Source organism: Pseudolysinimonas sp., from assembly GCF_039912695.1.
Lineage (GTDB): Bacteria > Actinomycetota > Actinomycetes > Actinomycetales > Microbacteriaceae > Pseudolysinimonas_A.
Genome location: NZ_JBDSPJ010000024.1, coordinates 181,314 through 193,967 on the forward strand (window position 1 = coordinate 181,314; position 12,654 = coordinate 193,967).

The window sequence follows — 12,654 nt, forward strand, 5'->3', positions numbered from 1 at the left end:
GGCATCCGACACCCCCGTAGGATGCCCTCCCGTCGCGCACCCTCGCGACAACCCCAGCCAGCGCGGTGGCAATTCCGCGTGGAAATACCTCCCCCATGTTTCGCACCCCCCTGTCCGTTGTCGCGCGCACCCGAACTGTCGCAACGACAGCTACGAGCCTGGCGCTCGCCCTCACCTTTCTCTGGTGCGGGTCAACCGTCGCTCTCGCCGCTCCCGCGTCCGCGGAGGCTGCTCTCGCCGTGCCCCTCACGCCGCCTGCTCAGGTCGACTCCGGCAAGGTCAATTCCGGCAAATACGCGCCGGTCAAGACCCAGTTGCCCACCCTCGCGGTTGACACGGCGCCCACCTGGAGCATTCAGGTCGACACGACGGGCTACCAGAACGAACTCGACCGATGCCTCTGGGTTCGGATGGACTTCATCGACGTCGTCCCGATTGTCGGCAAGCACAACTTCTGCGGCGGGGACATCATCCTCGACATGACTCTCGGCCAGACCGTGCAGCTCTCGGGGTTGGGTGTCGACGGTACCTATGTGGTGACCGGGGATCGCCAAGTGTTCAGCGGCGAGCCGGCCACGGAGGCAACCGCCAACCTGACGGCCACCGTGATTCTGCAGACCTGCTATTTCGACAAAAGCAAGGGGATGCGATTCGTGACGCTGTCCCTTTTGCCGGAGGTTCCGCGCGTTCTGGTCGGCGTTTCCTGACCGCAGGGTAAAGCGGCGTCAGGGTACGGCCCGGGGTCAGGGCCGCTGAGCGTTGACCGTCGTGACCAGATCGGCGCTGTCGACGGCATCCAGCGGCATGGTGACGAGTCCCCACGCGTAGCCGACCTCGACGGTGAGGGGAAGGACGTAGGGCCGTACATCGACGATCACGCTCAGGTGGGAGTCGCCGTCGACACTTCGGGTGTGCTCGGCGCGCACCTCGCCCACCTCGATCCAGTCGACTAACACCAATTCCCGCGGGTGCCGCCCGGGTGACCATGCCGAGATACCGCGATAGTCGGCGAGCGCGGGGTACCAGCCTTCGCCGATCACTCCCGTCAACCCTTTCGCCCTCATGAAAGCGGGCAGGTCGGATACCACAGGGGGCATGCGTCGCCCGAGAAATACGACACCGTCGGGATGCGCGACCGCCAATGCGTGCAGCCCCGCGGTCAGTCGTGCCGTGCCTCGCCACAGAACCAGCGCGGTCGTGACAACCGCGATCACGGCTGTCACGTAGGCGAGCAGCAGTCCTCCGGCGGGGACGGCGGACGCCGCGGCCCAACCACCGCCGACGACGATAGCGATCGCCAGGGTCAGGACGGCGGCAGTGATGATGCGGGCTCGCATTCGGAAGCGACGGCCGACGACGTGGTCCACGTGATCCCTCTTATCCCCAGCGGGCCGCGGGATGGGCGACCCAATCCAATGGTGGGGTACGAGGCCGGGGTACACGCGGCGACATGCCGCATCGGATGTCAGAGCTGGGGGAGAGACTGGAGGCATGTGCGCCAGTTACGGGCTCCAGATCACGGCCGAAGATATCCACTACGGGTTCTCGGTGATCGATGACCGAAGCTCGATGGTCGCCCTGTCGGGATGGCTCGAGGAGTTCCGCGATGAAGCCGCGAAGCCGACCGGGGTCAATCGTCGCAACCTCAACCCGATCATTCGGGAAAGAGAGAAGGCGGGCGAGCACCGGCGCACCGTCGACCTGGCCTGGTGGAAACTCTGGATCGGCAAGGCGCCCGCGAAGTTCCCGGCGATTAATGCCCGGGTCGAGGGGCTTGTCGGGTCGGGAGCCTGGGGCGCGCCACTGAAGAGCCGCCGCGCGCTCGTGCCGGCGACCGAGTACTACGAGAAGGGGCACCGCTTCGAGCTGCCCGATGAGCCCAACGGTCTCTTCGCTTTCGCCGGGCTATGGAACGTGGCAAAGACATCAGATCCGACGACCGGCGATGACGAATGGATGCTGTCCTACGCGATCGTCACCCAACCGGCCTCGTCGCACATCGCATCCATCCACGACCGGATGCCGCTCATCCTGCCGCGCGACCTCTACGACGAGTGGCTCGACCCGGAACGCGTCGGCGATCAGAATCTGCTTGACGACGTCGTCGCGGAAAGTCGCTCGGTCAGTGAGCGGCTGAAGATCTCTGAGGGGACGAGCCCGCGCTAAGCTCGGGATCGCGAAGGGGAGTATCCCACCTCGTCGCGGCCGTCAGCACGGGTTCCAGCGTTGTAACCCCGGTCGCGATCGTGACTCAGCCCGAGAGGCACGTCGCGCGGGAGAGACGTTCGGCACCTGACCCTGCCCTGACGTATCGCCCCGAAAGGTCCGATTGTGGAACTCTCCATCCCGCTCTGGTTCGAAATTGGCACCTACGTTGTGCTCGGTCTCATCCTCGCGTTCGACATCGTGCTCGCCTACCGTCGGCCGCACATTCCGTCGACGCGCGAGTCGGCGCTCTGGATCGCGTTCTACGTCGTCCTCGCGCTCATATTCGCTGGCCTGTTGGCGCTGCTGGGCGATGTCGAACACGCGAGCCAGTTCGTCGCGGGGTGGCTGACCGAGTACAGCCTCTCGGTCGACAACCTGTTCGTCTTTCTGTTGATCATGGGCCGGTTCTCGGTGCCCCGGAAATATCAGCAGGAATTGTTGATGGTCGGCATCATCATCGCGCTGGTGCTGCGCGGAATCTTCATCCTGCTGGGTGCTGCGCTGATCGAGAACTTCTCGTGGATCTTTTATCTATTCGGGCTGTTCCTGATCTACACCGCTGCCAACCAAGCGTTCACCGGTCACGATGACGAGACCGCTAACGAGAACCGGTTGATCGGGTTCTTGCGCAAACGCGTGGCGATCACCGACCGCTTCGAGGGCGCGAAACTCCGCACGACCGTCGACAGTCGTCGGGTGTTTACGCCCGTCCTCATCGTGCTCATCGCCCTCGGCACGACCGACCTGGTGTTCGCGCTGGACTCAATTCCCGCGATCTTCGGCATTACGCAGCTGCCGTTCCTCGTGTTCACCGCCAACGTGTTCGCGCTGATGGGCCTGCGGCAGTTGTACTTCTTGCTCGGCGACCTCATCGACAAGCTGGTCTACCTCAAGTACGGAATCGCGTTCATCCTCGCCTTCATCGGCGTGAAGTTGTTCTTGCACGCACTGCACACCAACGAGCTGCCGTTCATCAATGGAGGGCAGAACGTGCTGGGGGCTCCCGACATCTCAACAATGACCTCGCTCGGCGTGATTGTCGGGGCGATGGCGGTCGCCGTTGTTGCCAGCCTGATCAAACTGCGGTCTGACCGTCGTAAGGGAATCGGCATCGACCACGACGCGATCGACGAGGACGCGGGCGCCGAGTAGCGCCGCAACCAGGTAGTCAGGCGGGTGAACGCTCCGCTAGCCTGAGGCCTCTACCCGCAGGGAATCGGGGAGGCATCAGATGGGCGATTCGACGACGTTGCATGTCGAGTTCGCTGGCGAGCACTACGTTGTGTCGCCCGACACGGTCTTTGCGATCGGTCGCACCGGCGACCTCATCGTGGACGACAACCCGTATCTGCATCGTCGTTTCCTGGTGCTGCGGCAGGTCGGCGACCTCTGGTGGCTTGAGAACGTCGGTGCGCGAATTGCGGCGACAGTTTCTGATTTCTCGGGCACCGTGCAAGCGGTCCTCGCACCCGGAGGTCGACTGCCGCTCGGCTTCGACGCGATGCACGTCGTCTTCGGTGCCGGCTCAACGATCTACGACCTCCGGATCCGATCCGACCGGCCCGCGCTCAGGGCCGACGAGTTGGATGCCGACGACTCGGACCTGCATGACGGCGAAACCACGATCGGCGTGGTGTCGCTGAGCCCGCCGCAGCGGCTGCTGCTGGTGGCGTTGAGCGAGAACATCCTGCGCCTGATCGATGGCGGGCGGGGCGGCATCCCGAGTTCGGCTGAAGCGTCCGCTCGGCTCGGCTGGACCCTTGCCGCGTTCACCCGTCGCCTCGACTATCTCTGTCAAAAGTTGGAACGCGCAGGGGCGTCGGGGCTGCGCGGAGAGAAGGGTCAGCTCGCGACCGATCGGCGGATGCGGCTGGTCGAGCACGCCGTTGCGACGCGGTTGGTGACGCGCGACGACCTCATCCTCTTGCAGCGTGTGCCGGTGCGTTCGGACTTGCAGCCGGAGTGAACTGGGCGACCCCGCCATCCGCCGTCGCCACGGTGACCACCGGGCGGCCGTCGATGCGGGCGAGTCGGATTGTCGCGCTTCCCTCAACGATCGTGCCCAGGCGTGAAGCAGCCCAGGCTGCTGCGTCGGCGATCAGTGTGGAGTCGTCGGTCGTGCCGCTCGCCACTTCGCCCCGAAGGTCGTCGAGCATCGTCACCTCAAGTCCGCGGGTTCGTGCCGCGCGCGCGGCTGTGGTCAGTACCGGAAGGGCAAGCGAGCGGCCGCGAATTTGGTCGCGAAGTTCTGCCTCTAGCAGTCCGTGTTGTCGCCGTTGCGCGGCTGTCGTTGAACCTCGGGCAATCTCCTCCAGCGCGGGACCCGCGAGGCGACGGATGCGATCCAACTGCGTTCGGCGTTCATCCGCGGTTGCTTCCTGAGTCTGCTCGGCGGCCACCAGGCGACGCTCGGTCTCTTGGAATTCTGCGATCCGCTTCGCCGTGCGGCCCAACCATGACGCGAAGAAGGCGCCGGCCGCGTAGGTCGCGAGTTGGCGGTAGGTGAGGTCGAATCCGTGCCACCAATCACCCGAAGTGGTGAGGGTCCAGTGGATGGCGAGGGCCGACATCAGCACCATCCCCGCGGCGCCCCACCAGAGTCGACCGCGCAACGCGACCATGAACAGCAGGAAGGTGTCGGCGCCGAAGTTCCACACCGCGTACCCCGGCCACCCCGTCGGCCAGGTGTGCCAGATGATCGCCTCGGTCGAGAACACGACGACCCCCAGCACCGCGAGGGTCAGCGGCAGAGGGAGCGGGTAGGGCAGCGGCGACACGAGGATGATCGCGGCTGCGACGACGAGGGCGAGCGCCACCCAGCCTTCGACGGTTTGCATCGCGGGCCCATCCGAGGTCGCGGCCATGACGACCATCGTCACGATGTACAGGGCGGCAACGGCCCACGCGCCGGGTCCGCTCAGGCCGAGCAAGCGTCCGATATCGGGTGCCAGCTTGGGTGGGCGTGACGCGGTGCTCATGCCGCCCGCCAGCCGATCGAGACCCGGGTGCCGACCCCCGGACGCGAAACCACGGCGGCCCGGCCGCCGGGAACGGCGTGCATCCGATCGAGAATGCTGATGGCCACCCCGAGTCGGCCGTCGCGCACCTGAGAGGTCACGAACCCGACGCCGTCGTCGAGCACGGTTACTTCGACGACTCCCCGCGCGACGTGGGCGTGCACGGCCCGTTCAGCCGGCCCGGCATGTTGGATGCTGTTGCGGAGCGCTTCGGCCGTCGCCTCGACGATCGCCTGCGCGGCATCCGCCGGGATGGTGACCGCTGGATCCTCGTCATGGCTGAACCGGGCCTGAGGAGCCAGCTCGGTGGTGAGCGCCTGAAGTGCCCACACCCAGTCGGTGCTGGCGCGCGTCGCGTGATCGGACTGCGCGACCACAGCATCCAACTCGTTGCGAGCGTTGCGTGCCTCGTCGGCTGCCCGCGCCGAACCCCGTGCAGAGGCGAGGAGAGCGACGAGAACGCCGTCATGCAACAGCGCCTCGACGCGGGTGCGCTCGCGGGCGCGTGCTTGGGCTGACGCACTGGTTCTCGTCTCGGTGATGGCGGCGTCGGCGATTCGGTCGAGGCGCCGTCCGGCACTTGCGGTCGCGATCGCCAGGGCGGCGAAGACGGTGTCGAACATGATGGAGAACAGGGCGTCCTGGAACGCGATGATCGGCACCAGATCGCGGGTGGCGAACAAGCGATCAACTCCGAGCAGCACCGCGCACGCGACGACGTACGGCCACACAATCGCGGGCCGCCACGCGACGGCGGCGGCCGACGTGCCGATGGTCGAGACTCCCAGCAGCCAGGGCGTTCCGGCATCCGATGCGAGGGTGCCCGCAGAAATGGCCGGCACGAGAAAGATCAGGCCCGCCAGGTGGCCGATTGCGGCCGTCGCGGCCGCCCTCCGCAGCACGCGCGGCGAGAGGATTCCGGACAGAATCGCGCCGACGATCAGGCACCCAAACAGTGTCAGCGCGACCCCCCAGGACCAGACCGGCGCAAACTGGCCGTACTGACCCAGGAAACCCGGAAGGGCGAGGAGGCCGTAGATCGCCGCACCGACGCCAAGGGCAAGGGCCATCGTGCGGGTGACGCGGTCGAGGGCTTGCCCGCGCCCGGCGTCGCGATGCGGAGCCGCCCCCACCAGGCTCATGATCCGGAATCGGGGAGCGGCAAGAAGCCGTCTTCGATCGCGCGCTTGTAGAGATCGATCTTGGTGGATGCCGAGCGTCCGATGCGGGCGTACTTACTGCGGATGCGGCGCACGTAGTCGTCGACCGTCGGCACCGCGATCCCCATTGCGGCCGCAACAGACTGTGACTTCAGCCCGGTCGCGAACAGCCGCAGCACCTGCTGCTCCTGAACGCTCAGTGCCGCATCGTCAAGCCCCGGGTCGGAGTCGATCGCCGCCGCCCACTCGGTCGACATGACGGCGCTGCCGTCCGCTGCTCGTCGCAGGGTGTCGACCAGAACACCGAGTGGATCCGACTTGCGCACGATCCCGAGGATGTCGGTCGTCGCAACCAGCCGCATCAGATAGGGACTCTCGCCCGAGGTGTACGCGATGACCGCGGCCCCGTGCTCGACCAGTCGTTCGACATTGCCGATAGGAGAGGACCCATCGGCGAGGCGGAGGTCGAGCACGATCATCCCGGCGTCGGGGTGGTGCTCGAGAAGGTGGTCAACGGTGGGGGAGACACCGTCGAAGCGCAGATCAGTGACGCCCGTGATGGCCTCGCGCACGGCGAGCGCGATCACCTCGTGGTCATCAACGAGTGCGACGAGTTGGGGATCCATGCTTCTCCCTGAATCAGCATGAGGCCGCGGTGGCGGTTCGGGGGAGGGGCTTGCGTGCTAAAGGGTAGTGGTACGGCCTCCCCGCCGCAGTGCTATGACCCCCAAACGGGTGCCACGGAAAGCAACGGCTTGGGCTGCGAGCTGCCCGTGGACAAGATGGGCACCGGAAGGGGACCCGCTTGCCACCCGCACTTCGCATCGAATATTGCGGGGAGTGGCATGACCTTCGCGCCGGAGAGATCCTCACCATCGGCCGAGATGCCGACCTCGTGATCGACGACAATCCCGAACTCGACGGATGCCTGCTCGAGATCTTCGAGGAGCACGGGATGTGGTGGATCGCCAGTACCGCAGCGTCTCGGATCGTGCAGATCAGCGACCCCAGCGGCCGAGTGTCGACCGAACTCCTGCCGGGCTCACGAGCGCCCCTGGTCTTCGGGCCGACCCACGTCGTGTTTACGGCTGGCCGAACCACCTACGAGTTCGCCCTCCACGGAGAGCTTCCCTACCTGGCGTCAGCGACATCTGCCGAACTGCGACCCGAGCGCGTCGAACTGCCCAGGCTGACCCACAACCAGCGGCTGTTGCTCATCGTGCTGTGCGAACAGTCTCTGCGCCGACCCTCAAGCGGCGGCGGGGACTTCCCCACTTCGGCTGAAGCCGCTACCCGCCTCGGCTGGAGCCTGACGGCCTTCAACCGCAAACTCGACAACGTCTGCGACCGACTCGACCGTGCGGGCGTCGCAGGGCTGCGCGGGGGCCGTGGCAACCTCGCCACCCGGCGCCGAGTCCGGTTGATCGAGTACGCGCTTGCCGCCCGCCTCGTGCGCGCCGAAGACCTGTTGCTGCTGCCCGATCCCGTCGTCGCTGGCGCGTAGTCGAGCATGGGGAGAACTCCCCCTGGTGCCAGCCGGCGGCGTTCGGCCGGTGTCTTAGAGTTCGTGCATGTCGTTCTGTGAGAGCTGTGGCCAGCCGCTCAGAGCTGGCGCAGCCTTTTGCGGCACATGCGGCGCCGCTGTCGGCGCCTCGACGTCGGTGCCGAGTTCGGCAGCGGTGACGCCGCCACCCCCACCCCCGCCTCCTCCACCCGCCCCGCCGGTGCCCCCCGCTCCGACAACAGCACCGCCCCTGCCACCACCACCCCCTCCACCTCCACCACCCCCTCCTGCCCCGGCGCCACCCGCGCCCCCGGCACCACCGGCGCCCCCGCCAGCGCCGCCGCTGACTCCGCCTCCTCCTGCCCCGCCAGCGCCTCCTGCCCCGCCAGCACCTCCTGCGCCGCCAGCGCCTCCGGCGCCACCTGCGTCGCGCGAAACCGCACCCGCTCCGGATGGCTCGCTGTTCGCCCCGCCTGCCGGAGCGCCGGCGGCGAACGCGAGCGATGCCTCGGAGCCGGCTGGCGCATCCATCGGGTTGCCGCCCGTTCCCAACGTTGACCTCACACCGGTCGATGATGACGATGACGATCGCACCGTGGTCGCGCCGCCGCGCGTGCCGCGAGCAGCCTGGGTTCTCGTCACGCCATCGGGGGATCGCGAGGCGCTCGCCGGCACTGTCGTGGTTGGCCGTCAACCCGCGAAGACAGCCTTCAAGGGCGCCGACAAGACGCTCAAACTGGTCGACCCCACCGGGCAGATCTCGAAGTCCCACGCTGTGTTCGAGGCCGACTCCGACGGCCTCTGGATCCGTGATCTCGCGTCGACCAACGGCGTCGTTGTGGTTGCGCCGAGCCACGAGGAGACCGTCGTTTCCGGCGACGCTCGCATCTCGGTCGCGAGTGGCTCGCAGGTCGAGTTCGGCCCCTACGTGCTGACGGTCGAACGGGTCTAGCCGGCCCACCCCCCTCGGCCCTGGCGGTGCTACCCTCGGGAAATGCTCATGCAGACCCAGGATCGGCGACTTCTTATGCGCCGCGACGAGGCCTAAGCCACCGGCCTCCCTCGTCGCGGAGTTCCCTTCTGGGCCAAACTTTTCGACGACTAAGGACATCCACGCATGAGCAGCAAGACCCTCGCCGAAAAGGTCTGGGAAAAACATCTGGTCGCCAAGGGCGACAACGGTGAGCCCGACCTGATCTATATCGACCTGCACCTCGTTCACGAGGTCACGAGCCCGCAAGCGTTCGACGGGCTGCGGCTCGCCGGTCGGCCAGTGCGCCGCCCCGATCTCACGATCGCGACCGAAGACCACAACACGCCGACCCTCGAGATCGACAAGCCGATCGTCGACCTCACGAGCCGCACCCAGATCGAAGCCCTGCGCGCCAACTGTGCCGAGTTCGGCATCCGGTTGCATTCGCTTGGAGACATCGAGCAGGGCATCGTGCATGTCGTCGGTCCGCAGCTCGGGTTGACGCAGCCGGGAATCACGGTGGTCTGCGGTGACAGCCACACCAGCACGCACGGCGCGTTTGGCGCGATGGCGATCGGGATCGGTACGAGCGAGGTCGAACACGTCCTGGCGACGCAGACCCTGCCGTTGCAGCCGTTCAAGACGATGGCGATCACGGTTGAGGGCACGCTGCGTCCGGGGGTGACGGCGAAGGACATCATCCTGGCCGTCATCGCCAAGATCGGCACCAACGGCGGTCAGGGCTATGTGCTCGAGTACCGCGGATCGGCGATCCGCAATCTGAGCATGGATGGCCGCATGACGATTTGCAACATGTCGATCGAGGCGGGCGCCCGGGCCGGCATGGTCGCCCCCGACCAGACGACCTACGACTACCTCAAGGGTCGCGCGCACGCTCCCGAAGGCGCCGACTGGGATGCGGCCGTCGCCTACTGGCAGACCCTCGCGACCGACGACGACGCGGTTTTCGACGCCGAGGTGTATCTCGACGCGAATGAACTCGAACCGTTCGTGACCTGGGGCACCAACCCCGGGCAGGGCGTCTCGCTCAACGAGAGCATCCCGGATCCGGCGTCGTTCAGCGACCCGAACGAGCGCGCCGCCGCCGAGCGCGCTCTCGAGTACATGGATCTCGAGGCCGGCACCCCGCTCAAAGACATCCGCGTGGATGCCGTCTTCATGGGCTCATGCACCAACAGCCGACTGGATGACCTGCGCACCTTCGCGGCGATCATCAAGGGTCACAAGAAGGCCGACCACGTGCGTGTGATGGTCGTGCCCGGTTCGGCACGGGTGCGACTCGAGGCGGAAGCCGAAGGCATCGACAAGATCGTCGAAGAGTTCGGCGGCGAGTGGCGGTTCGCTGGTTGCTCGATGTGCCTCGGCATGAATCCCGACCAGTTGGCGCCGGGCGAACGGTGCGCGAGCACGAGCAATCGCAACTTCGAGGGTCGGCAGGGCAAAGGTGGTCGCACGCACCTGGTGTCGCCGGTGGTCGCCGCGGCGACCGCGATCCGTGGGACGCTGAGCGCCCCGTCCGACCTGAGCGCTCCGTCCGACCTGAGTGCCCCGTCCGACCTGAGCGCCGACTTGGCTCCATCCAGGGGCGGCCGGACCCAGATCGACGGGGGTCCAACCGCGCACGGCTCCAGCCAAGCGGGACGGATCGCGGGGGTGAGCGCGTAATGGACAAGATCGAGCTGATCGAAGGCGCCGCGGTCGCGCTGCCGCGCAGCGCCGTCGACACCGACCAGATCATCCCGGCGGTGTTCCTCAAACGGATCACGAAGACTGGCTACGAGGATGCGCTCTTCCACGAGTGGCGCAAAGATCCCGAGTTCGTGCTCAACCAGCCGTCCTCGGCCGGAGCGACCGTGCTGTTCGCCGGCCCCGACTTCGGCACCGGATCGAGCCGAGAGCACGCGGTCTGGGCGCTGCGCGACTTCGGGTTCAAAGCGATCATCGCGCCCCGATTCGGCGACATTTTTCGCGGCAACGCCGGCAAGCAGGGGCTGCTCGTGGCCACGGTGACGGAACCCGAGATCGAGAAATTCTGGGCGGTGATCGCGGCTCAACCTGGTGTCGCGGCGACGGTCGACCTCGTCGCCCGCACGGTTGCAATCGGTGATCTCCAGGTCGGTTTCGCGATCGACGATTACACTCGCTGGAGATTGCTGGAGGGGCTCGACGACATCGGGCTCACCCTGCGCAACGAAGCGCGGATCACCGAGTTTGAGGCCACTCGCGAGAAGTGGCGGCCGAAAACTCTTCCCGTTCGGTAGTTCCCCTCCCGAGGGCAGTAAGGCAGTAGGTGTATCAGTGGTGGAAGCGATCGCGTTGAGCGACGACGACGAGTTGAATCGTGTCGAGGACGGCCTGGCGAAGGATGCCGCGACGGCGGGCGAACATGTCGGCCTGAAGGCAGACGGCATCGTCATCCGCGGGGGCAAGCCGCTGACGGGTCGCGTCAACGTGCGCGGCGCGAAGAATCTCGCAACCAAGGCGATGGTCGCAGCCCTGCTCGGCCGCACCCCGAGCGTCCTGCAGGATGTGCCGCAGATCAGCGAGATCGCGATCGTCACGAAGATGCTTGAGGCCTACGGCGTCGCCGTCACCAGCCCCGAAGACGGAGTGCTCGTGCTCGACCCGTCGAACGTGGAACGCGCCCACTTCGCGGAGATCGACGCTCTCGCCGGGTCGAGCCGCATCCCGATTCTGTTCTGCGGACCCCTGCTCCACGCGCTCGGTGAAGCCCTCATCCCCGACCTCGGCGGCTGTCGCATCGGCGACCGGCCGATTGACTTCCACCTCGATGCCCTGCGCGCGATGGGAGCAGTCGTCGACAAGTCGTACGAGGGCATCCGCATCACCGCGCCCGACGGTCTGCACGGAGCCGACATCACTCTGCCGTTCCCGAGCGTGGGCGCGACCGAACAGGTGCTGCTCGCCGCCGTGCGCGCCAAGGGTGTCACCGAGCTGAAGAACGCCGCGATCGAGCCTGAGATCATGGACCTCATCGCGATCCTGCAGAAGATGGGCGCCATCATCTGGATCGAGCCGAACCGCACGATCTTCATCGAAGGTGTCGACCAGCTCACCGGGTACACGCATCGTGCGATGTTCGACCGCAACGAAGCTGCCTCCTGGGCTTCGGCGGCGCTCGCGACCGGCGGCGACATTTTTGTGGGCGGCGCGCGGCAGCAGGAACTGATGACCTTCCTCAACGTCTTTCGCAAGGCCGGTGGTGCATTCGAGGTCGAAGAGGATGGCATCAGGTTCTGGCATCCGGGCGGCGCGCTGCATCCGGTGCAGGTCGAGACGGATGTGCACCCCGGCTTCATGACCGACTGGCAGCAGCCGCTCATTGTGGCTCTCACCCAGGCCGAAGGCGTCTCGGTCGTGCACGAGACCGTATACGAGAACCGGTTCGGCTTCACCGACGCGTTGGTCGAGATGGGCGCCGACATCGTCGTGCACCAGGACGGCCTCGAGTCGGTTACCCGTCGGGTTCCGCATCGCAAACTGGAGCAGGCGGCGGTCATCACCGGGCCGACGAAACTGAAGGGTGCGGATGTTCGCGTGCCCGACCTGCGCGGCGGTTTCAGTTATCTCATCGCGGCGCTCACCGCCGAGGGCACCTCGACGGTGACGAACCTCGGTCTCATCAGCCGCGGGTACGAGCACTTCGTCGAAAAGCTCGAGGCACTCGGGGCGGACTTCGACCTGATCGAGGTCTGAGCCTGGCGCAGTCGATCGGGTCGACGCCTCGGCGTAAGCCCGAGAAGCTCGCCC

General features: G+C 66.6%; 14 protein-coding genes. 9 read left to right on the top strand and 5 right to left on the bottom strand.

Translation table 11 applies throughout. The features are described 5' to 3' along the window. The first annotated feature begins 95 nt into the window (after nt 1–95). Nucleotides 96–707, top strand: a complete 612-nt coding sequence (locus tag ABIR17_RS12440) for a hypothetical protein (protein ID WP_348004714.1) — start codon at nt 96–98, stop codon at nt 705–707. Between the two features lie 36 nt (nt 708–743). On the opposite strand, the gene ABIR17_RS12445 is transcribed toward ABIR17_RS12440, so the two are convergent. Beyond that, on the bottom strand, nt 744–1,367 hold the full coding sequence (locus tag ABIR17_RS12445) for a hypothetical protein (protein ID WP_348004715.1): 624 nt from the start codon (nt 1,365–1,367) through the stop codon (nt 744–746). 124 nt (nt 1,368–1,491) lie between these two features. Between ABIR17_RS12445 and ABIR17_RS12450 the strand changes: the two genes are divergently transcribed. The 3 genes from ABIR17_RS12450 to ABIR17_RS12460 all read left to right on the top strand — a co-directional run bounded on the left by ABIR17_RS12450 (nt 1,492) and on the right by ABIR17_RS12460 (nt 4,174). Continuing rightward, on the top strand, nt 1,492–2,166 hold the full coding sequence (locus ABIR17_RS12450) for an SOS response-associated peptidase family protein (protein ID WP_348004716.1): 675 nt from the start codon (nt 1,492–1,494) through the stop codon (nt 2,164–2,166). A 165-nt stretch (nt 2,167–2,331) separates the two neighbouring features. Next, entirely contained in the window at nt 2,332–3,360 is a 1,029-nt protein-coding gene (locus tag ABIR17_RS12455) for a TerC family protein (RefSeq protein ID WP_348004717.1), read from the top strand. A 79-nt stretch (nt 3,361–3,439) separates the two neighbouring features. Continuing rightward, nucleotides 3,440–4,174, top strand: coding sequence for a hypothetical protein (locus ABIR17_RS12460; RefSeq protein WP_348004718.1), 735 nt, complete (start codon nt 3,440–3,442; stop codon nt 4,172–4,174). On the opposite strand, the gene ABIR17_RS12465 is transcribed toward ABIR17_RS12460, so the two are convergent. Genes ABIR17_RS12465 through ABIR17_RS12475 form a run of 3 tightly spaced genes read right to left on the bottom strand, consistent with a single transcriptional unit; the run spans nt 4,125 to nt 7,011 of the window. Continuing rightward, on the bottom strand, nt 4,125–5,186 hold the full coding sequence (locus ABIR17_RS12465) for a hypothetical protein (RefSeq protein WP_348004719.1): 1,062 nt from the start codon (nt 5,184–5,186) through the stop codon (nt 4,125–4,127). The two genes, ABIR17_RS12460 and ABIR17_RS12465, sit on opposite strands and share 50 nt — an antisense overlap. Next, entirely contained in the window at nt 5,183–6,367 is a 1,185-nt protein-coding gene (locus ABIR17_RS12470) for an ATP-binding protein (RefSeq protein ID WP_348004720.1), read from the bottom strand. Before ABIR17_RS12470 ends, ABIR17_RS12465 begins: the two co-directional genes overlap by 4 nt. Further along, nucleotides 6,364–7,011, bottom strand: a complete 648-nt coding sequence (locus ABIR17_RS12475) for a LuxR C-terminal-related transcriptional regulator (RefSeq protein WP_348004721.1) — start codon at nt 7,009–7,011, stop codon at nt 6,364–6,366. The genes ABIR17_RS12470 and ABIR17_RS12475 overlap by 4 nt, the downstream gene beginning before the upstream one ends. Before the next feature lie 179 nt (nt 7,012–7,190). Here ABIR17_RS12475 and ABIR17_RS12480 point away from each other — a divergent pair, with 179 nt between their 5' ends. Further along, nucleotides 7,191–7,889: a hypothetical protein gene (locus tag ABIR17_RS12480; RefSeq protein ID WP_348004722.1), complete on the top strand. Its 699-nt coding sequence runs from the start codon at nt 7,191–7,193 to the stop codon at nt 7,887–7,889. 98 nt (nt 7,890–7,987) lie between these two features. On the opposite strand, the gene ABIR17_RS12485 is transcribed toward ABIR17_RS12480, so the two are convergent. Beyond that, nucleotides 7,988–8,332, bottom strand: a complete 345-nt coding sequence (locus ABIR17_RS12485) for a hypothetical protein (RefSeq protein ID WP_348004723.1) — start codon at nt 8,330–8,332, stop codon at nt 7,988–7,990. A gap of 152 nt (nt 8,333–8,484) precedes the next feature. On the opposite strand from ABIR17_RS12485, the gene ABIR17_RS12490 reads away from it, so the two are divergent. From ABIR17_RS12490 to murA, 4 genes are all read left to right on the top strand, one after another. Further along, nucleotides 8,485–8,841: an FHA domain-containing protein gene (locus ABIR17_RS12490; protein ID WP_348004724.1), complete on the top strand. Its 357-nt coding sequence runs from the start codon at nt 8,485–8,487 to the stop codon at nt 8,839–8,841. Between the two features lie 165 nt (nt 8,842–9,006). Then, nucleotides 9,007–10,548, top strand: coding sequence for a 3-isopropylmalate dehydratase large subunit (leuC, locus tag ABIR17_RS12495; protein ID WP_348004725.1), 1,542 nt, complete (start codon nt 9,007–9,009; stop codon nt 10,546–10,548). After that, nucleotides 10,548–11,144 carry a 3-isopropylmalate dehydratase small subunit gene (gene leuD, locus ABIR17_RS12500; protein WP_348004726.1) on the top strand — a complete coding sequence of 199 codons (597 nt, stop codon included), beginning with the start codon at nt 10,548–10,550 and terminating at the stop codon, nt 11,142–11,144. Before leuC ends, leuD begins: the two co-directional genes overlap by 1 nt. A 94-nt stretch (nt 11,145–11,238) precedes the next feature. Continuing rightward, nucleotides 11,239–12,600, top strand: coding sequence for a UDP-N-acetylglucosamine 1-carboxyvinyltransferase (gene murA, locus ABIR17_RS12505; protein WP_348004807.1), 1,362 nt, complete (start codon nt 11,239–11,241; stop codon nt 12,598–12,600). The last annotated feature ends 54 nt before the right edge of the window (nt 12,601–12,654 follow it).

Bases quoted from the DNA above. Each gene is read 5' to 3' on its own strand.
- ABIR17_RS12460 (WP_348004718.1), top strand. From the start codon at position 3,440: ATGGGCGATTCGACGACGTTGCATGTCGAGTTCGCTGGCGAGCACTAC.
- ABIR17_RS12475 (WP_348004721.1), bottom strand. From the start codon at position 7,011: ATGGATCCCCAACTCGTCGCACTCGTTGATGACCACGAGGTGATCGCG.
- ABIR17_RS12440 (WP_348004714.1), top strand. From the start codon at position 96: ATGTTTCGCACCCCCCTGTCCGTTGTCGCGCGCACCCGAACTGTCGCA.
- leuD (WP_348004726.1), top strand. From the start codon at position 10,548: ATGGACAAGATCGAGCTGATCGAAGGCGCCGCGGTCGCGCTGCCGCGC.
- ABIR17_RS12470 (WP_348004720.1), bottom strand. From the start codon at position 6,367: ATGAGCCTGGTGGGGGCGGCTCCGCATCGCGACGCCGGGCGCGGGCAA.
- leuC (WP_348004725.1), top strand. From the start codon at position 9,007: ATGAGCAGCAAGACCCTCGCCGAAAAGGTCTGGGAAAAACATCTGGTC.
- ABIR17_RS12465 (WP_348004719.1), bottom strand. From the start codon at position 5,186: ATGAGCACCGCGTCACGCCCACCCAAGCTGGCACCCGATATCGGACGC.
- ABIR17_RS12450 (WP_348004716.1), top strand. From the start codon at position 1,492: ATGTGCGCCAGTTACGGGCTCCAGATCACGGCCGAAGATATCCACTAC.